This is a genomic window from Erythrobacter sp., assembly GCF_038133525.1.
GTDB lineage: Bacteria > Pseudomonadota > Alphaproteobacteria > Sphingomonadales > Sphingomonadaceae > Qipengyuania.
Genome location: NZ_JAYPTL010000007.1, coordinates 54,059 through 72,900, shown reverse-complemented (window position 1 = coordinate 72,900; position 18,842 = coordinate 54,059). Strand labels below are relative to the sequence as shown.

The 18,842-nt window shown below is 60.9% G+C and carries 20 protein-coding genes and 1 tRNA gene; 11 read left to right on the top strand and 10 right to left on the bottom strand.

From position 1 onward, the window contains the following. Both AAFM29_RS03305 and AAFM29_RS03300 read left to right on the top strand, forming a co-directional pair. Positions 1–555 (top strand): S1 RNA-binding domain-containing protein (locus AAFM29_RS03305; RefSeq protein ID WP_341711406.1); only part of this gene is annotated, 555 nt, incomplete at its 5' end. A 68-nt stretch (positions 556–623) separates the two neighbouring features. Beyond that, complete coding sequence (locus AAFM29_RS03300; RefSeq protein WP_341711405.1) at positions 624–1,304, top strand: spermidine synthase; 681 nt, start codon at positions 624–626, stop codon at positions 1,302–1,304. On the opposite strand, the gene AAFM29_RS03295 is transcribed toward AAFM29_RS03300, so the two are convergent. After that, on the bottom strand, positions 1,301–1,828 hold the full coding sequence (locus AAFM29_RS03295; protein ID WP_341711404.1) for a DUF1993 domain-containing protein: 528 nt from the start codon (positions 1,826–1,828) through the stop codon (positions 1,301–1,303). The genes AAFM29_RS03300 and AAFM29_RS03295 overlap by 4 nt on opposite strands. A gap of 72 nt (positions 1,829–1,900) precedes the next feature. Further along, positions 1,901–2,578: a GcrA family cell cycle regulator gene (locus AAFM29_RS03290; protein ID WP_341711403.1), complete on the bottom strand. Its 678-nt coding sequence runs from the start codon at positions 2,576–2,578 to the stop codon at positions 1,901–1,903. A gap of 71 nt (positions 2,579–2,649) precedes the next feature. Here AAFM29_RS03290 and AAFM29_RS03285 point away from each other — a divergent pair, with 71 nt between their 5' ends. Continuing rightward, the gene (locus AAFM29_RS03285; protein WP_371830706.1) at positions 2,650–3,549 is read left to right on the top strand and encodes an ABC transporter permease; all 900 of its coding nucleotides are present in this window, start codon (positions 2,650–2,652) and stop codon (positions 3,547–3,549) included. A gap of 26 nt (positions 3,550–3,575) precedes the next feature. On the opposite strand, the gene hspQ is transcribed toward AAFM29_RS03285, so the two are convergent. Then, on the bottom strand, positions 3,576–3,956 hold the full coding sequence (gene hspQ, locus AAFM29_RS03280) for a heat shock protein HspQ (RefSeq protein WP_341711402.1): 381 nt from the start codon (positions 3,954–3,956) through the stop codon (positions 3,576–3,578). 161 nt (positions 3,957–4,117) lie between these two features. On the opposite strand from hspQ, the gene AAFM29_RS03275 reads away from it, so the two are divergent. Continuing rightward, positions 4,118–4,207, top strand: a tRNA-Ser gene (locus AAFM29_RS03275). Between the two features lie 227 nt (positions 4,208–4,434). On the opposite strand, the gene AAFM29_RS03270 is transcribed toward AAFM29_RS03275, so the two are convergent. Further along, entirely contained in the window at positions 4,435–5,496 is a 1,062-nt protein-coding gene (locus AAFM29_RS03270) for a formylglycine-generating enzyme family protein (RefSeq protein WP_341711401.1), read from the bottom strand. 143 nt (positions 5,497–5,639) lie between these two features. Between AAFM29_RS03270 and AAFM29_RS03265 the strand changes: the two genes are divergently transcribed. From AAFM29_RS03265 to AAFM29_RS03255, 3 genes are read left to right on the top strand one after another with little or no spacing between them, the layout of a single operon-like run. After that, positions 5,640–6,479, top strand: coding sequence for an alpha/beta fold hydrolase (locus AAFM29_RS03265; RefSeq protein ID WP_341711400.1), 840 nt, complete (start codon positions 5,640–5,642; stop codon positions 6,477–6,479). A 13-nt stretch (positions 6,480–6,492) separates the two neighbouring features. Next, on the top strand, positions 6,493–6,906 hold the full coding sequence (locus tag AAFM29_RS03260; protein WP_341711399.1) for a DUF1330 domain-containing protein: 414 nt from the start codon (positions 6,493–6,495) through the stop codon (positions 6,904–6,906). Positions 6,907–6,908: 2 nt separating this feature from the next. Further along, complete coding sequence (locus tag AAFM29_RS03255; RefSeq protein WP_341711398.1) at positions 6,909–7,196, top strand: hypothetical protein; 288 nt, start codon at positions 6,909–6,911, stop codon at positions 7,194–7,196. A gap of 83 nt (positions 7,197–7,279) precedes the next feature. Here the strand turns inward: AAFM29_RS03255 and AAFM29_RS03250 are convergent, their stop codons facing one another. From AAFM29_RS03250 to AAFM29_RS03235, 4 genes are all read right to left on the bottom strand, one after another. After that, a complete protein-coding gene (locus AAFM29_RS03250) occupies positions 7,280–7,426 on the bottom strand; it encodes a DUF1330 domain-containing protein (RefSeq protein WP_341711397.1) in 147 nt (48 codons plus the stop codon). Between the two features lie 284 nt (positions 7,427–7,710). Beyond that, complete coding sequence (locus AAFM29_RS03245; protein ID WP_341711396.1) at positions 7,711–8,172, bottom strand: hypothetical protein; 462 nt, start codon at positions 8,170–8,172, stop codon at positions 7,711–7,713. After that, positions 8,136–8,510, bottom strand: a complete 375-nt coding sequence (locus AAFM29_RS03240) for an alpha/beta fold hydrolase (protein WP_341711395.1) — start codon at positions 8,508–8,510, stop codon at positions 8,136–8,138. The genes AAFM29_RS03245 and AAFM29_RS03240 overlap by 37 nt, the downstream gene beginning before the upstream one ends. A 633-nt stretch (positions 8,511–9,143) precedes the next feature. Further along, on the bottom strand, positions 9,144–9,767 hold the full coding sequence (locus AAFM29_RS03235; protein ID WP_341711394.1) for a TetR/AcrR family transcriptional regulator: 624 nt from the start codon (positions 9,765–9,767) through the stop codon (positions 9,144–9,146). A gap of 335 nt (positions 9,768–10,102) precedes the next feature. Here AAFM29_RS03235 and AAFM29_RS03230 point away from each other — a divergent pair, with 335 nt between their 5' ends. Further along, positions 10,103–10,399: a hypothetical protein gene (locus AAFM29_RS03230; RefSeq protein WP_341711393.1), complete on the top strand. Its 297-nt coding sequence runs from the start codon at positions 10,103–10,105 to the stop codon at positions 10,397–10,399. 5 nt (positions 10,400–10,404) lie between these two features. On the opposite strand, the gene AAFM29_RS03225 is transcribed toward AAFM29_RS03230, so the two are convergent. After that, positions 10,405–11,556 carry a glutathione S-transferase C-terminal domain-containing protein gene (locus AAFM29_RS03225; protein WP_341711392.1) on the bottom strand — a complete coding sequence of 384 codons (1,152 nt, stop codon included), beginning with the start codon at positions 11,554–11,556 and terminating at the stop codon, positions 10,405–10,407. Next, positions 11,553–13,376 (bottom strand): arylsulfatase, encoded by a 1,824-nt coding sequence (locus AAFM29_RS03220; protein ID WP_341711391.1) that lies wholly within the window; start codon positions 13,374–13,376, stop codon positions 11,553–11,555. The genes AAFM29_RS03225 and AAFM29_RS03220 overlap by 4 nt, the downstream gene beginning before the upstream one ends. 107 nt (positions 13,377–13,483) lie before the next feature. On the opposite strand from AAFM29_RS03220, the gene AAFM29_RS03215 reads away from it, so the two are divergent. The 3 genes from AAFM29_RS03215 (at position 13,484) to AAFM29_RS03205 (ending at position 18,835) form a co-directional block, all read left to right on the top strand. Next, entirely contained in the window at positions 13,484–15,154 is a 1,671-nt protein-coding gene (locus AAFM29_RS03215) for a sulfatase (protein WP_341711390.1), read from the top strand. A 14-nt stretch (positions 15,155–15,168) separates the two neighbouring features. Beyond that, positions 15,169–15,774 (top strand): hypothetical protein, encoded by a 606-nt coding sequence (locus AAFM29_RS03210; protein WP_341711389.1) that lies wholly within the window; start codon positions 15,169–15,171, stop codon positions 15,772–15,774. Positions 15,775–16,573: 799 nt separating this feature from the next. Further along, positions 16,574–18,835, top strand: a complete 2,262-nt coding sequence (locus AAFM29_RS03205) for a serine/threonine-protein kinase (protein WP_341711388.1) — start codon at positions 16,574–16,576, stop codon at positions 18,833–18,835. Positions 18,836–18,842: the final 7 nt, after the last annotated feature.

Sequence of the window (18,842 nt, the reverse complement as noted above, 5' to 3'; positions counted from 1 at the left end):
ATCCGCGAGATCGTCGCCGAAACCGGCGCCAAGGTCGACATCGACGACGAAGGCGTGATCAAGATCAGCTCGTCCGACCTGTCGCAGATCGAGGCCGCGAAGGCCTGGATCCAGGGCATCGTGGAAGAGCCGGAAGTCGGCAAGATCTACAACGGCAAGGTCGTAAACATCGTCGACTTCGGTGCCTTCGTGAACTTCATGGGCGGCAAGGACGGTCTCGTCCACGTCAGCGAAATGAAGAACGAGCGCGTCGAGAAGCCGACCGACGTCGTGTCGGAAGGCCAGGAAGTGAAGGTCAAGGTCCTCGAGATCGACAATCGCGGCAAGGTCCGCCTGTCGATGCGCGTGGTCGACCAGGAAACCGGCGAAGAGCTGGAAGACACCCGTCCGCCCCGCGAACCGCGTGAACCGCGCGGCGATCGTGGTGACCGGCGTGGCCCACGTGGCGATCGCGGTGGCCGTGGTGGCGACCGTGGTGGTCGTGGTGACCGTGGACCGCGTCGTGATCGCGAAGGCGGCGGCGACAACCACGTGCCGGACTTCCTGAAGGACTGATCCTGCCTTAGGCTTTAGGGAAGGGGCCGCGGGTTCGCCTGCGGCCCCTTTGCTTTTGGAGAATAGCTATGCTGCCGCGCGAGACAATCGCCACCGCTCAGATACCCGATGGGGAGACGCTTACGCTTGTCAGCCATGGGCGCGATTTCATCATCATGCTCGGTCGTGATGAGTTGATGGGCACGCGCATGCAATTCTCGGAAGAGCAGCTTGCCGTGCTGACCTTGGCCGAACTCTCGGCCAAGCGACCGCGCGTGCTGATCGGTGGCTATGGCATGGGCTTCACCTATCGTGCTGCGCTGGCGCACTTGTCCGATGGCGGATCGGTCACGGTCGCAGAGATAGTTCCCGAGATACTCGACTGGGCACGCGGCCCGTTGGCGGAGCTCACCGGAGACAGTCTTTCCGATCCCCGGGGGGAGATCGTCCTGTGCGATGTTGCGGCGCTGATCGACGATGCCAATGATGGCACCACCGAGAAATATGATGCGATCCTGCTGGACGTCGACAACGGTCCCGACGGGATCGTGCGCGACGCGAATTTTCGCATCTACAGCAAGACTGGGCTGGGCAAGGCGCGCGATGCGCTGCGGCCCGGCGGCATCCTGGCGGTCTGGTCTGCCGCGCCTGACCACAAGTTCACTGTCCGCCTAAAGGAATGCGGCTTCGACGTCGAAGTGCGCGAAGTGCGGGCGCGACCCAACAATAAGGGGCCGCGCCACACCATCTGGTTCGCCCGCAAGCGCTAGGCGGTCTTGATCCGCGGCATGCCCATGAAGTCGCGCTTGCCGATCTCCAGGCCCTTCATCCGCAGGATGTCGTAGAAGGTCGTCGCGTGGAAATAGAAATTCGGCTGGCTGAAGCTGAGCAGGAAGTTCTGCCCGGTGAATTCCATCAGTCGCTTGCCGCCGAGCACGAAGCCGATCGTGCTGTCAGAAATCGCCTCGAGCTCGTCGACCGTAACCGCCGCCAGCGCATCCTGCGCAGCCTTGAGCTGGGCCCGCATCGCGTCCCAGCTCTGCGGAAGTTCGGTAAAGTCAGGTGAGAATTCGCCGGTCGGCAGCTGCGATATCACATAGGCTGAGTGGACCCATACGCTGCGCACGTGCTGCGGTAGCGGCCACATGGTGTCGCAGAGCTTGGCTTCAATCAGGTCGGCGTCGGTCAAGCCCTGTTCCTGCACAAAGGCCTCGGCCTTGTTGACCAGTGCCTGCATGCCGCCAAGCACTTGCTGGCAGCTGGGGACGAAGGCTTCGTGAAGGGTAAGCGCCATGTGTCTCTCTCCTGTGGTCGCAATAAAAGGGCCCGGCAGTCCTGTGACCACCGGGCCTTTGGGGGAATTCGATCAGCGAACCCGCGGGCCGCCGAACGGAAGCGGCGGAGGTGGGCGCCGCGCGCCGCGCGGCAGCTGTGCCTGATAGGCCCGACCGCAGTGCTCGACGCAATAAGGGAAGCCAGGGTTCACCTGTTCCCCGCAGAAGTGGAAATCGGGCTCGCCCGGGTGGCCCATCGGCCAGCGGCAGACCTTGTCGTTGAGGTCGAGCAGGCTGGTCTTGTCGGCGATCGACGGATCGGGCTTCGCGGGCACCAGGCGGCGTGGCGGTGCGGGCGGGATCGGCGCCTGCTGGTCGCCAGGGCCTTGGCGCAGGAAGCCACCCGGGCCGACCGAAACGATCTTGGGCATGTCGGGAGAACGGTTGGGCAGCGGCTGCGATGGGATCGCGGAATCGGCCTTCGGTGCCGGAGCATCGGCAGGTTTGGCGGGTGCGCTCGCAACTGGCTTGGCAACCGGCTTCGCAGTCACCGGCTTGGCAATCGGCTTCACCGCGACCGGCTTGGCCTTGACCGGCTTCTTCTCGTTCGCCTTCACCGGCGATGGGCGCGATTTCAGGCCGAGGCGATGCGCCTTGCCGATCACCGCATTGCGGCTGACCCCGCCGAGTTCGTCGGCGATCTGGCTGGCGGTAGAGCCGCTCTCCCACATTTTCTTGAGTGTTGCGATCCGTTCGTCGGTCCAGCTCATTCGCGAATCCTGTATCCTTCTGCCCGCCCGGCGCTTGCCAAGACGGGGTGCTTGGCCCTAGGCGCGCAGCCATGGCCGATCAAGTCCAACCCATGCCTTCCGCTGCTGGGCAGCCCGATGCCCCGCGTGCCGAGGGTGATACCGGAAGAATGGGTCGCTTTCCCGAGCGCGGCAAGCCGGTAATCACCGGGATCAACCGCGTGGGATTGTGGAGCCTCTATATTAAGGAGGTCCGGCGTTTTCTCAAGGTCCAGACGCAGACAATCTGGGCCCCGGCGGTCACCACACTGCTCTTTCTTGTGATCTTCTCGGTCGCACTGGGGCGCGGTGGACGCGAAGTGCTGGGCGTGAACTTCCCGACCTTCGTCGCGCCCGGCCTGATCGCGATGGCGATGATGCAGAATTCCTTCGCGAATTCCTCCTTCTCGCTGCTTTCGGGCAAGATCCAGGGGACCATTATCGACCTGCTCATGCCGCCTCTGTCCGAAGGCGAGCTGATGACCGGCATTGTCGCCGCAGCAGTGACCCGCGCGGTTGCCGTTGGCTGCACCGTGGCGCTGGCCATGTTGCTCTACCCTGGCGTCAGCCTCGCGGCAGCGCACCCCTGGGCGGTAATCTGGTTCGGCCTGATGGGCGCTGCCATGCTGGCGCTGCTGGGCCTCATGGCCTCGATCTGGGCAGAGAAGTTCGACCACAATGCCGCGGTGACCAATTTCGTGATCGCCCCGCTGTCAATGCTTTCCGGCACCTTCTACGTGATCGAGAACCTGCATGGCGTGTTTCAGGCGATCAGCCGCGCCAACCCGTTCTTCTATGTGATTTCGGGTTTTCGCTACGGTTTCCTTGGCCAGAGCGACATCGGCGATGCCGCGCATGTGGCGGGCGCGGCGCTGGGCCTGCTGGCATTCAACGGCTTCCTGGCACTGATCGCCTATCGGCTGCTCAAGTCGGGCTGGAAGATCAAGAACTGACGCCGGCGGCGCGGGCCGCACAAGGCTCAGTGCGTCAGGCTGCGGCGCATCCGGTAGCGCCCGTTCTCGAACTGCTGGAAATAGACATGCACGTCAGGGTGCTCGACCGGTCCGCCGCGGGAATCGCCGATCAGGTTCTGCTGGCTGACATAGGCGACATAGGTATTGTCGTCGCTCTCGGCGAGCAGGTGATAGAACGGCTGGTCGCGATCCGGGCGAATATCCTCCGGGATCGCCGCATACCACTCTTCGGAATTGGCGAAGACCGGGTCGATATCGAAGATCACGCCGCGGAAGTCGAAAACCCGGTGCCTGACTACGTCACCGATAGCGAAGCGGGTTTGCAGGCGACGGGGGGCATCTATCGTGCGACCCGCCTGGGCGGAAAAAAACTGAGCGCGTTCCATCTTCCACGACAATATGGTGCGCTGCGGCACGGAAACAAGCTGTGCGGCGGGACCATCCCCCGATTTCGCATGCAAAGGGGCTTGGCAAGGGAAGGGGGCTCGGCTAATCGGCGCGCCTCGCTTCGACCTGGGCCCCGCGCCCGCAAGCGCACCCGACATGCGGAGAGGTGGCAGAGTGGTCGAATGCGCCGCACTCGAAATGCGGTATACGGGCAACCGTATCGAGGGTTCGAATCCCTCCCTCTCCGCCACGGGCCGCCAGCACTATCCGAACTCATCAGCGCACAAGCGATAATAGAAGATGTGTGTAAGAAAACCTGTGTGGGAGCCGATCTGGAACTCGCTGAAGCGCTATGCACGAGTGCGCCACGTTGGCTGCTTGGCTTTCCACCGTGGGTTCTACGCGGCGTGGCGTCACTCCCTCATCGGAGATCAGTCGCGGTCAGACTTACGGTAACTTCCGCGTTCGTTGGTGCAGTCACTCCGGTCGGTTGCCGCGATCCGGTGGGGGCTTATCATATACCAGACGGAAGCCGACATTCGATGCGCCGAGGCCGGGGTCGCGACCATGGCGGCTTTCTGGGCGGTAGCGCTGGCAATAATTGGGTGCACACAGGTAACTGCCGCCCTTCATGACCCGGTTTGGCAGATTGGGACTCATCGGATCGTAAGCGGCGTTCTCGGTTGGCCCTCGAGGATCTTCATGATCCTTCGGATCGTGTCCTGGCCGATAGAAATCGGCAGTCATCTCCCAGACATTGCCGATCATGTCGTAAAGACCATAAGCGTTAGGCTCGAAGCAGCCGACGGGCGCAATGCCCTTGAAGCCATCGCTCGCCTGATTGTTTACGGGAAAGAGGCCTTGCCAGGTATTGGCGCGGGCGGGCGCTGGCTGTTCGGTATATTTTTCCGCGCCGGCGCTGGCGGCAAATTCCCATTCGGCCTCAGTCGGAAGCCGCCCATTCTTCCATGCGGCATAGGCCTGCATGTCGTCGAATGCTAGATGGACAACGGGCTGGTCTGGCTGGGCATCGGGACCTTGCGGCCCGTATGGCTTCTTCCAATTCGCCCCTGGGACGTAGGTCCACCAGTCACTGTAGTTGTGAGACGGCCTGTCTGGAGGAGAGAAAACGGCCGAGCCCGGCTGGAGCAATGCCGGCGGGATGTGTTCGGGTGGGACGCCGAATATTGCCGGATCGACCGACCCTTCCGCCACGGTGACATAGTTGGTTGCCTTGACGAAACCGGCGAACTGACGGTTGGATACTTCGTGCGGGTCGATCCAGAAGCCGGGCACGCTGGTTTCGCGCGGCGGGCCTTCCTGCGCCGGGTAGACCGCGTCGCTGCCCATGATGAACGAGCCACCGGCAACTTTGACAGGATTGTCGGGCGGACGCGGGCAGTGCGCGCTGGTGGCGAAGTCAGTGGCGTTCTGGGGCGAGTGCGGCTGGTCAGTGGCGTTGGTAGCACCGCTGCACGCCGTCAGCGTGGCCGCTGCTGCCACCACCAATGCCATTCGCCGTGTCAGTGTGCTGCCCATGGGCCGGGATAATGGCCAATTGATAGATCGAGGCAAGCGTGCGCTCTCCAGCTTGACGATAATTATAATGACACATATAATGCCAAATTAACAAGGCAAGCAGTTTCCGCCCCGCAGGTGACGGGATTGGCAAAGGGATGGTCATGGAAGAGCACCGTGTCATTTCAGGTGATGTTGAGCTTGCCGTGCACGTCACGGGTGAAGGCCCCTCCGTGCTTCTCATCCACGGCTTTCCTGACGATCACGAGGTCTGGGAGAATCAGGTCCCCGCGCTGGTCGCGGCAGGTTACCGCGTCATTGCTCCGGACACGCGCGGGTGTGGAAACTCGTCCATCCCGGCCAGCGTCGCTGATTTTCGCATCGATCGCCTCGTTGCCGACATGATCGCCGTGCTTGACCACTTTGGCATCGCCAAAGCCTTGCTGGTCGCGCATGACTGGGGCGCCTTGATCGGCTGGCGGCTGGCGATCGCCCATCCCGAGCGGATCGAGCGTTATGTAGCCTTGTCGGTGGGCCACCCAGCCGCGCTTGGCGCAGGTGGCCTGCGGCAGATGCTGAAGAGCTATTACATCTTCCTGTTCCAGATCCGGGGTTTGGGCGAATGGCTGATGCGTGGCCGGAACTGGCGCATGGTTCGCGCCATGGCCAGAACGCCGCAAGAAGCACAGCGAGCGGTCGACCGGTTGTCGCGCCGGGGGCGGCTAACCGCCGGGATCGACTATTATCGCGCCAATATCCGCATGTTCCGCCAGCGTGACGTGCCACATTGCACCGGTGTGCCGGTTCTCGGGGTCGCCTCAGAGGGTGATCCTTACATTACCGAACGGCCAATGCGTGAAACCGGCCGGTTCGTTGATGGTCCGTTCCGTTTCGAGCTTGTCCGCAATGCCGGTCACTGGCTGCAGCGCGATGCGCCCGAGACGGTCAACTCCCTGCTAGTGGACTTTCTTGGTTCTGACCTGACAAACGAGCGTGCAGCATAGCAAGGGGAAGGCGATGAAAGTCATCAATCAGATCGCGCCGCTGGATGGGCAGGCGGAGACGTTCTTCGATGTGGCGCGGGACGGCCCGCTAGCCATGGTTAACCTGCTTAAGTTCCGAGCTCGCGCGGAGTATCCGGACGGCGATCGCGGGCTCAGCGGGGTTGAGGCCTATGCTCTGTACGGTCGCGAGGTCATGAAGCTTGTCGCTGCGCATGGCGGGCGCTTCGTATACGGGGGTGCGATTTCGGGCCTGCTGGTGGGTGAAGTCGAGGAGCAGTGGGATAGCTTTGCGCTGGTCGAATACCCTTCGAACGCGGCGTTCCAAGCGATGATCGAGGGAGAGGCTTACCAGAAGATCTTGCCGCACCGAATGGCCGGCCTCGCAGGCCAGCTCGATATAAGGGTCCAGCCCTTCTCCGCGCGTTAGGCGTGACTTCACACCTCGCGATTGTCGATCCGTTCGATCTTGCGGGCGGTGCGCAGGTCGAGCATCGCGCGAAGACCTGTCGCGTCGAGATGGTCGATGATGTCTGCCCTTCCTGCAGGATTTTGCCTTCGGGCGTCTTAATCTTCGGAATTATCCAGCGCCCGATCTGCGGGACAACTCGCGGGGTGAATTACTCGCCGCCGGCTCAAGGTACGCCGTGGTTGCACAAACAAGACCACGACAAGCAGGGTGAACAGCAAATAGTTGCGTCCGCCAGCCTTGACGATTGACGGTTGGGCCAAGGTGAAACCAGCGATTGCGAGCAGCGGCACGCCGACAAACAGGGGGCTAGCTTGTTCGTCTCCGATCTCTCTTATTGATCGAGCGTGTGGGCCTTCGCTCGAATGTTCAACTGGCCCTCAAGACCCGCGCGGCGGTGCACAGCGATCTTCTGATATTCGGGAGACATCATCATGGGACGAAATGCTTCGAGTGAGGGGTATTCGACCAAGGCAACCATGCTCTAGGTTTCTTCGACTTCACCCAACTGAAGGCCCACTACCGATCCGGAAAATCCTGGCGATCCACCGACATCTGCAATGCGATCTGGGACAGCAGCGCTGTACATTGCATAGGCGTCGGCCCCGCTCAGATCAGTCTGACGACCATCCGCCTATTCCGCTGTGGCTTTGAATTTGAGTAGGTTGGCCATCACGAAGGGGCCATTGTCACCAGAGCCGAAGAACTCTTGCATTTGTTCCTGCGAAGGCATCACTTGGCTGACAACTTTCATTGCAAGTTCCCTCAGTCTCGCATGAAGGTGATGATGGAATGGGAAAGCTGTTCGGGCTGATCCTCCTGCAGGAAATGGCGGCCCCCCGTGTTGGTGGTATGCTTCACTGACTCGGCGCCAGGCACACGTTGCTGGAACTCGGCCTCGCCTCCTTTGGTCACAGGGCCCCCATCGCTGAATGCCGTCAGCAGGGGGCGATCGAACGCTTCTAGCACCGCCCAAGCCCGATCGTTTGCATCGCAGTCTGCCTGATGGTGTTCCAACAGGGGTACACAAGATAGGAACTTGCGCACGCCAGCAATGTAATTGTCGTCGGGAAACGGTGCGGTGTAACCAGCCAGTACCTGCTCGCCCCTGATATTCGACAAGAGACCGAAGGCGTCTCCGACCGAGAAATCCGGATATTCGGCAGCGTGTTTAACCAAATACAGGAAAGTTATGGGAGAACCCGCCCGGAACTGCTCCGAGACCATGTTGGAATCTGGTAGCGGATCGTCGCATAGATCATGCTCAGCATCGTGGCGGTCTCTGGCGTCACCTTTTCTGATGAGGGCAACCCCGTATTGGCGATCACCAGCCGGGCGAACCGATCGACATTATCGGCCACCACTCGTAGGCCAATCAGCCCGCCCCAGTCCTGACACACCAAGGTCACGTCCGAAAAATCCATCGCCCGAAACCACTCGTTCATCCAGTCGACATGCCGTTGATAAGAATAATCGTCGATACTGGTCGGCTTGTCTGATCTGCCGAAACCAATCAGGTCTGGCGCTATCACACGATAGCCCGCATCGGTCAGGATCGGGATCATCTTGCGATAAAGATAGGACCATGATGGCATGCCCATGCATGCACAGGATGATTTCCCCACCCCGCGGACCCTCATCGAGATAATGCAACCGCAAAGCGGTTCCATCGTCAGCAGTTATCTCGGTGTAATTCGGCTCAAAGTCGTAGCCGGCTAGGTTTTTCAAATCGGCTGTCGGGGGTGCGCAGGAAGTCCATAGATATCTCGCCGTCATGTATTAACACTAATAATGCCGATAATTGAAGTCGACGCCTGTGTCCAGAGCGCGTGCATCGTAAACGGAAAGGAGAGCAGACCCATTTTCTGGGGACATCTCGTTTGTTGTCGACCACCCAGAAACCGATGTAATCCGTGACTAAGTCACGCTCCTGAAAGAGATACGTTTTCTCCGAGATCCTTCTGCGGGAAGAGGCCTTGATAATAGTTTACCTGCGGCTTGCCAAACGCGTCTTTCGGCCCTGTCAGGCTGGGTTATTCCCACTGCGCTTCGCTTGGCAGGCCCATGCCAGTTCATTCCGCATGAGCAATCGCATCCTGATCGGTGACCTGAACGACATGAGCAGTGCTGGGTCCTTCGATAGTGCCCGACGCTCTCGACGGGGATCACCTAGATCAGAAGCATTGAGTGCAGTACGATCAGCTATGTGAGCGGGCGACTACCTCTCTGACCATCTGCTTGACCGCGTCGATCGTGGCTTTGACGGACATGTGCTCATCTTCTCGCAGCATCCGCCAGGTATCGAAGCTCATCGCGACGAGGATCGAACGGCCATGAGGGGTATCCGTGTGCAAATGGCTGGGTAGGACCGAATTCAACCGCGCCTTTTCTTTATCATGCAGACGTTGGAAGTTCTCTTTCAGGAACTGCGACCGCCGACGCATGGCCGTGGTAGAAATTCGATAGGGAGCTATCGCCTCGTTCACTTTGCAGCGCCGATTAATCAGCTCCATCAACCGATCCTGCCAATCATCGCACTGGTAAGGTGCCTCGATAATTGGTCGATAGGCCTTGATCAGGATCGCATCCATTTCGCGGTAGATCGCGTCCTTGTCCTCGAAGTGGCGAAAAAGGGAGCGTAGCCCGACCCCGGCTTTTTTCGCCACGATGGCCGTGCTGGGGTCCGGATCGCCGCTTTCGATTAGGTCCATCATCGCCTTGATAATCTTGGATCGGCTGGCCTGGCTTCGGGCACGACGGCCATCGCTTGACGGCGCTTCGGCTTGAAGCGCGTCTACTAGTGCATTGTTCCCCTTGGGCATGCCGTCCTCTAACTGTTCGGGTCACTCCGTGGCACTCACTATGCCACAATTCCAGCGCTTTTGCCGAACCTCCGTATTCCCGCAGCGATGAGCCACAAGCAATCTTGGCTCCACGCGCACAAATCTTCATCACTGGCGCCGCCTCGCAAGCGATAGCTCGGCACGCCTCAAAGGCCGAGTTCTTCGCTCATCGCGATCTGGCAGCGCACTGTCTCATCCTTTCAGCCGTTGCTTCCAGCACGCTGCTTAGCTTTCTCTCAATCGAGTCCTACCCACTCTACTGCTTTCCTAAGGCCTGCCTTACGGTGGGGGCACCCCATTCACGGAAGGCCAGATTGAGAGCTGACGAGAACAAATACGTGTTGCGCCGGGCCAATGCGCTCTCCGGGTGCGAAGTCATCAAGCTGGTCGCCGCGCATGACGGGCGCTTCGTCTACGGGGGTGCGATTTCGGGCCTGCTGGTGGGTGAAGTCGAGGAGCAGTGGGATAGCTTTGCGCTGGTCGAATACCCCTCGAACGCCGCGTTCCAAGCGATGATCGTGAGTGAGGAATGCGAGCGGATCGTGCAAGACCGCGTGGCCGGTCTCGTGGGTCAGCTCGACATCAGGGTGCAGCCATTCTTGACGCGCTGAGTAGTCTATGTTTGGCCCCAAACCTCGCAATTATCGATCCGTTCAACCCTGCGGTTGGTTCGCAGGGCGAGGATTTCTCTAAGGCCGGTTTCTTCGAACAGAGTTTCGATTTTCTGCCGTTCGGCCTCCGGGGTAGCAACATGGGCCTCCTGCAGTCGTTGCAGCAGATAGAAGCGATAGGGCAGTACGACCGTCGCGATACGCGCGCCGTGCCAGTCAAAGGGCGCGACGCCTAGCACCTTTGCCTGTTCGTGAGCGTCAAAGGCGGAATCGAGCGCTGCACTATCTTGATCCGCCAGCCACGCATTGGCGCGCTCGACATGCGCCGCGAGCTCGATGAGGTAATCCTCCGCCACGAAGCGCATCAAGGCCAGAAGCGTCTCGGGCAGCGCGTCGGGATCGAACAGCTCGCCGGCAGCTCTCGCGAAACTTTCGTCGACGAAGCTTTCGGTCATGGTCATCCGTTCGACCCAGCGAAAGACGTTGGGGGCAGTGGTCTGCATCAAGTGCAGCGGTACGGGGTCACGGCCCAGATGTGCGTGCATCGCGCCGATCATGCCGTAGTCAGCGATTGTGGGGTGCCCACCCAGGATGAAGGGATGGGCACGCAAATGCTGTTCAAACAGAGCGAGGAAGAGACGATAGCGCTCTTCGACCAATGTGTATGTCTCCGGGGTTACCCCAAATGCCACCGCGGCCTGCCGCATGCGGCCGCTGGCCTGTTCGAACACTGCATCCTCCGCTTCCGCCGGCAGGCCCGACGGCAGCACATCGCGAAAGCCATTGCGCAGGAAGGCAAGGTTCTGCGCATCGAAGTTCCAGCGATAATGCATCGCCGGTCGCAACAGGCCGTGCGAGCCGAACAACTCGAAAAGGTGTGCGACGACCAGCAACGCGGGTGCCTCCGGGTAGATGGCCCATTTGCTGAATCCCGCGCCATCGAGGTGATCTATGATATCGACGCCGTCCTGGATGATCGCACCTTCGGGCGTCTTGATCACCGGAATGATCCAGCGCCCGATTAGTGGGACCACTTGCCCGACGAATTCCTCTCCGCCCGCCTTCACTTCGACGAAGGGTACAGCGTTAGTCCGCATGTATGACCGCGCACGCGCCGTGTAGAGCGAAGCGGCCATGCCATAGAGGGTGTAGGTCATTCGGTAGGCTCCAATGCAGTTCGGCGAGCACGCAGGGCACGGATCACGCGGCGGGTGATGAAGCCGATGGCGAGCAGCAGGCCCGTCGTGACCAGCGTTACCATCAGCGTCAGCAGGGGGTAATTTCGCGCACCAGCCTTCAGATTGTTGATCGTCACCTGTCGTAGGGGACTGTAATCGGGATTGTCATAGACACCGACCCTCTGGGCGTAGGCATGATAGGCCGCTATCATCCCGGCCGTCCGTTCCGGCTCTCTGTCTGCGAGGTTTTCCGTTTCACCGGGATCGCTAGCGAGATCGTACAGTTCCCATTTGCCGGTGCCCTGCGGCGGGGGCATGCGGCGGATCTTCCAGTCGCCTTCGTAGTGTGCTGCATTGCCGCCGACTTCGAAATTCGTGCCTTCATCGTCGCGGTAAACTTCTGTGCTTTCGCCTCGCAGGAGCGGAGAGAGATCGCGCCCATGCAGCGCGGGAGCCTTGCCGGTGGGGTCGGCACCATCGATTCCGGCAAGCGCCAGCAATGTCGGCATGACATCGAACACATGCGACCTACCTGCGACAAAACCACGGGCAGGAACCCCGTGCCCGGCGATGATCAAGGGAACGCGCAGGCCGCCTTCGGAAGAATGGAACTTGTAGAGCGAGAACGGGATAGAGGAACTTGCGGCCCATTCTGAGCCGATTGCCGAGAGGCTGTCGGGGCCGCCGAGCGCCCGCGTGGCATTTGTGATCCCCATCATCGCCATCCAGGCTCTGAACAAGGGTGAAGCGTTGGCCGGATCGTTATATTCGGGACCGTTGTCGGAGGTGACGACGATGATCGTATTGTCGAGCCGGCCCAGCGCTTCAAGGTGCGCGAGCAAGCGGCCAAGTTCGCGATCCATGGCTTCCATCATGGCTGCATTCACCTGCATCGCGCGTGCCGCGTAAGCCTGTTCCCCGGTGTCGAGGCTGGCCCATTTGCGCGCGCTGGCCGGCATGGCTGGCATGGCCGCGTGTTGCGGGACGAGGCCAGCTGCCTTGGCGCGCGCGAAGCGCTCGGCCCGCAACTTGTCCCATCCCTGATCGAAGGTGCCATTATAGCGGTCGATGTCCGCTGTCGGGGCCTGGATCGGAATATGGATCGCCTGGAAGGCAACATAGGCAAAAACCGGGCGGTCCTCGGCAGCCTGGTCGAGATATTCGATGGCGCGATCGACAATGAATTTCGATGAGTAGTCGTTATTCCGGCGCGTGGTGGGCTTGCCGTCCTCAAACCACTCAACCGTGGAATAGAGCGGCAGATAGGGCCGTTCCTGCCAATTGTCGGCGCCGGTGGCGTCGAGCACGTATGACCGCTCGAATCCGTTCTTGTCCGGCAGGCTCTGGCCGATCTCCCCTATGCCCCATTTGCCTGATGCGAAGGTGAAATAGCCAGCGTCTTGCAGGACTTCGGCCAGTGTCCGGGCCGCGGGACGAAGGCGCATGGAATAGGCGGGCAGTCCGCGCATTTCAGGCGAGAGCATCTCGACGATCGAGCCGATTCCCAAACTATGATTGTCCATCCCGGTGAGCAGCATCGCGCGCGAAGGGGCGCATTGGGGTGAGGTGTAGTAGCGCGACAGCGCCGTCCCACGGGTCGCCAACCCATCGATAGTCGGCGTGCGGGCATCGCCGCCATAGGCGCCGAAATCCATGAACCCGGCATCGTCGACGACAACCAGGACAATGTTGGGCCGGGTAGTCGGGTTTCGCGCCGATGCCGATGCGGACATCGGCAGGGCCAACGCGCAGACGATCATGATTGAAGCGGCCAGAGTTTTCCTCACTGCCCCAGCCATTCGACTCTCCTGCCCGTTGACTTTTTTAATGACACTTAATATGCCAATATATGTAAACGCCGCAAGCCCTGATCGTGCAAGCGGCGCAGTGGTGCGGGGAATGGGCGATGCGGCGGTGGCAGAAAATCGCGATGGTGCTGGTGTCGTCGGCTGTCGCGCTCGGTGGTATCGCCTATTTGAATCGGACCACCCTCGCGCTTGCCTATGTCCACTACAGGACAGGCAAGACCGAAGTCGGGCCCAATCGGCCGATCGCATGGCAGCGCGGGCCCGATGAGGTCTCCGATCGCACGGCCGACCTGCCGCCGAACATCGTCTTCATCCTGTTCGATGACCTTGGCATCAACGATATCTCGACTTTCGGCGGTGGCGTAGCCCGCAGGCGGGTGCCGACACCCAATATCGACCGGATGGCAGCCCAGGGCGCGCTCTTTACACAGGCATATGCCGGCAATGCCACTTGCGCTCCGTCGCGCGCGCAATTGATGACCGGGCGCTATTCCACCAGGACCGGCTTCGAGTATACTCCCACGCCCAACGGCTTCGGACGCCTCGTTGCAATGGCGACCGACCAGATCCGGCCCGATCTGCCACGCAGCAGCTATCACGCTGAGATCGACGCTGCCGCGCCCGCTTTTGCCGACCAGGGGCTGCCTGGCGAAGAGGTGACGATCGCGGAGGTTCTCAAGACGCGCGGCTATCACACCGTCCACATTGGCAAGTGGCACCTGGGGAATGCCAGGGGATTCCACCCGATCGATCAAGGCTTTGATGAGAGCCTGATGATGGAAAGCGGTCTGCATCTGCCCGAAGATGACCCGGACGTGGTCAATGCCAAGGTTGATTTCGATCCGATCGACCGCTTTCTGTGGGCTTCCATGCGCTTCGCCACATCCTACAATGGGGGGCCGTGGTTTGCGCCGGGAGGCTATCTGGCCGACTACTGGACCGACGAATCGCTGAAGGTGATCGAAGCCAACCGCAACCGACCTTTCTTCCTCTACCTTGCACATTGGGGCGTCCATACCCCCTTGCAGGCGACCAAGGAGGACTACGAGGCGGTCGGCAATATCACCCCGCATCGTCGCCGGGTCCATGCCGCGATGGTCCGCTCGCTCGATCGCAGTGTGGGTCGAATCATGGCCAAGCTGAAGGCCGAAGGCCTGGCCGATAACACACTAATCGTTCTTTCGAGCGACAATGGCGGGGCGGGTTACATCGGCTTGCCCGAAGTCAATGCGCCTTATCGCGGCTTCAAGATCAATTTTTTCGAAGGCGGAATCCGGGTGCCGCTGGTCTTTCGTTGGCCGGCGCGGATCAGGCCCGGAACCAGGATCGAAATGCCCGTCGGCCACGTTGACCTGATGCCGACCTTGGCTACGTTGGCCGGGGCAAAGTTGCCGAGGGGCGTCACCATCGATGGACGGAACCTGCTGCCAGCACTCACGGGAGCAGGCCCAATCGATCGCCCCGAAGCCCCGTTGTTCTGGAACAGCGGCTACTACAAGGTTGTGCGGGCTGGAAACTGGAAGCTTCAAGTCAACGAGAAGCAGCGCAAGGCCTGGCTCTACGACCTCGCCAGCGATCCGACCGAGCAGGCCAACCTGATCGACCGGCACCCCGACAAGCGCGCCGAGCTGCAGGCGTTGCTCAATGCTCATCATCGTGGGCGCCGACCGCCGCTTTATCCTAGCGTCACCGACAGTGCGATCATGGTCGACAAGACGCTGGCCGAACGCTTCGAGCCCGGCGACGAATTCATCTACTGGCCGAACTGAGGCGGGAGGAAGTCATGGACCTGGCGGGTTGGATCTGGCTGTCGTTGCTTGCCGTGATCTACGCAGCCTTCTGGCTCTGGTACGGGGGGAACGGACGGCCACTGAGCGCCGCCGAGGGCGACAGGCTGCTTTCGCGGATGGAGCAAATGCATGGCGTCAGCCGCGTGGAAGCGCCGCCGGGCAGCCTGACTCGAAATCTCGCCGACATGATACCGCTAGACGACGGTAAGGAGTTCTACGCGGTCAATCTCGAAACGAGGAGAGAGGGAGTAGCGGCGGAGGAAGCCGAAGCCGCATACACCAGGTCACTCATGCCGATCTTGCTTTCCCGGGCGGGCCATCCGGTGTTCGTCAGCGAGCGTGCGGGGCTTATGCTGGGCGAATTTGGAAGGTCTATCGATCGCGTCGCTGTGGTGCGCTATCGCTCGCTACGCGACCTGCTCGAGATGGTCACCGACCCGGCGATGCCTGCCGCCGGCGAACACAAATTCGCCGCGCTCGAACATACGGAAGTCTTTATTACCCGTCCGACGATCAGTTTCGTCCATCCACGCGTCCTGGTGGCGCTCGTAATGATACTGATGGGCTGGAGCGGCCTCACCGCGACTGGTCAGCTCTAGGGTGCGGCTGGGTGAGGCCTGTCAAAGCAAACGCACCTGCCTTAAGGGTTGAGCGGGCAGGGCGGTGAGATGCTTCGCCCGAAAAGGCTGTCAGCCATTTTCGATATTTCGACTACTCGCCTGAGGTGATCCGGCTGGTGGCGATGATGTATGTCCGGTTCCCATTGCCACTGAGGATCGTCCAGGACCTTCTGGCCGAACGCGGCATCGACGCCTGCCACGAGACTATGCGCCAATGGTGGAACAGGTTCAGCCCGCTGTTAGCAGCCGATATCCACCGGGATGGGCACCCCTATTGGTTCCAAGCTCTCTATTCCAATTTTTGCATTAATCCATTTCGAATTACGTCCATTCAACCATCTGATGCCTACGCCTAGTTAGTGCCCCCCCGGAAGGGTCCGTGTTTCAATCAATAGGCGCAGCGAGCCCCCTTGCTTGTGAGATTGATTCTCTGATGGCCATGACGTGACCTCCCCCAGTTATCTCTAGGAATGGCGGTCAGTGGTCCGGCCGCTTTCGTTGTACCGCTCACGGGACAGAGACTTCGCTGGCCGCTCCAGTACATATGGATACGGTGAACGAGAGACTACCGTCATTTACTGTTGCTGCGCACGTGGATATCCAAATGGGGCGATCAGAGTCATTAAAGTCGCCCTGCTAGGAGTTGTTGGTTGGCTCTTGTAAACGTTGTGTCGTGGCGCAAGTCTCAGTTGGCGATAATGTGAGGCTGGCAAAGCGCGTTAGCCTGTGCAATTCACCCCACCGGGTTGTTTCGCATGTCCGGGGGGCGCACGTTTCGATGACCAAGGCCTATAGCAACAAGGCGCTTCCGTCCGGAACGATACTGCGCGAATGGCGCCTCGAGGAGGTGCTCGGCGTGGGCGGCTTCGGGATCGTCTACAAGGGCCGCGGCATCTATTTCGACGAACTTGTCGCGATCAAGGAATACTTCCCCAGCGCAATCAGCGAACGCGATGATGAATCGACCGTCGTGCCGATCGATTCCGACGCGGAAGAAGTGCATGCGCTGGGCCTCAAGAAATTCGTTGAGGAGGCTAAGCTGCTGTGGAACCTCTCGACACCCTCGCGCCATCCCAACATCGTGAGCGTACGCAGCCTGTTCGAGATCCACGGCACTGCTTACATGGTGATGGACTTCGAAGATGGCGTCTCTCTCACCGATGTGATCAAGCGCGGCGAGAAATTCGATGAGGCCAAGCTGCGCGAAATGGTGTTGCCCGTCGCATCAGGCCTTGAGCGTGCGCATCGGGTTGGGGTGCTGCACCGCGACATCAAGCCATCGAACATCCTCATTACCGACAGCGGCCAGCCGGTCTTGATCGACTTCGGCTCTGCCCGGTTCGAGGCCGAAGGTGTCACCAGCACTACCGTGACCTTCCACACGCCGCCTTATGCGGCGATCGAACAGTATGTGAAAACCTACGAGCAGGGGCCGTGGACCGATATCTATGCCCTCGGCGTGGTGCTCTATCGATGCATCACCGGCGAAAAGCCGGCGGAAGTTCTCGAGCGGCTCCACGGCGAGAAGGAGCCCGCGCTGGTCGACGGCAACTGGCCCGGCTACAGCCGTGCCTTCCTGGCGGCGGTCGATGCCGCCATGATCATCAAGCCGAGCGAGCGTCCGCGATCGCTATCCGAATGGCTGGCGATGTTCGACGAGGCGGAAGCGCCGCCAATTAACCCCGGGGACATCGTCGAAGACGACGATGATGATGAAGCGACCCGGATCGTTCCGATGGCCAGCGCGATCCCGGATATTCGCCCTGTCGATCCCCCGACGCCCGAATCCGCGCCTCCCGCTGCGGCGACGCCGAAACCTGCAGACGATGCGAAGTCCGGCAAGCGCAAGAATGCGCTGGAGCCGGTTGGCGTGGCGGCTGCGGACGGCAAGGCCGCGCCTGCCTCTGGGCCGAAGAAGCCCGCTGACAAGAAGCCGGTGAAGGACGGCAAGCCGTTACCTGCGGCCAAGACCGGAGAACCCAAGCGCCTGACGCGTCCGGTGATGATCGGCGGCGCAGCTGCGCTGGCAGCGATCGCAGGGCTGACCTGGGTGCTTTCCAGCGGTGGTGACGCTCCCGAACCGGCCGAGGATCCGGCGGCCGCGGTCGAGGAAATCTCGCATGTGGACGGCTTCGGCCCTGCGCTCGCCAAACTTGTTGCGCTGGCACGCGACAAGAAGATCGATCCCAAACTGGTTGACGCGCTGGAGGCGCGCGCAAAGCGGATTGATAGCCTCGAAACCGAAAACGCTTCGCTGGTGGATAATCCTTCCCGCGAAGGCGACATCGGATTCAACCGCCTGCGCATCGCAGAGCTGACCCGTGCCAGCCTGTCGGAACTGGGCGTCGGATTGTCCCAAGTCCTGACCGCTGAGACACGTGAACTTGTGAGTGCGGCGCCTTGGGCGGATCCCCGCAGGGAGAATTCGGCGGCCAAGGAAAGCCCGGCATTGCAGAAACGGGCCGCGGCAGTCGCCGAAAGTCTGCGGACGGCGCGGCAATCGATCGAGGATTTGCGCGGATCAAAGTCTGCCGAGGACGCCTTGCCGCTGGCCCAGAAAGCCATCCTTGCCGTCGCTTCCTACGACGGCGCAGCCGCGCAAGCGCTGATGGACAACCCGCGCAAGCCGAAGCCGAGCGATTCCCCGACGGCGGAAGCATCGGCAAGCAGTACCCCGTCGCCCAGCGCCAGCGTGACGCAAGCCGCGTCCGGGCGCACGGTTGAGCAAATCAGCCAGGAGCTCAATCGCCTGTCGGATGCCACCGATGGACAGGCCAATGAGGTAATCAAGCTGGCACGAACCAGGGAACCTGGCCGGGATGCAAGCGATGATGCCAAGAAGGCATTTCAGACGCTAGAAAGCAACGCCGGGGCTGCGCGCGATTACAAGCGGTACCTGGACACGCTCAAACGTTCGATGCGCGGAGCGAAGACGCCGGCCGAGGCGGAGCAGTTGCTGGCACAAGGTCGCCAGACGAGCCAGTATGTCAGCTCGATGTTGCAGGGTTCGCGTGCCGCGAGAGCGATCCTCGAGCGATAGGATCCTA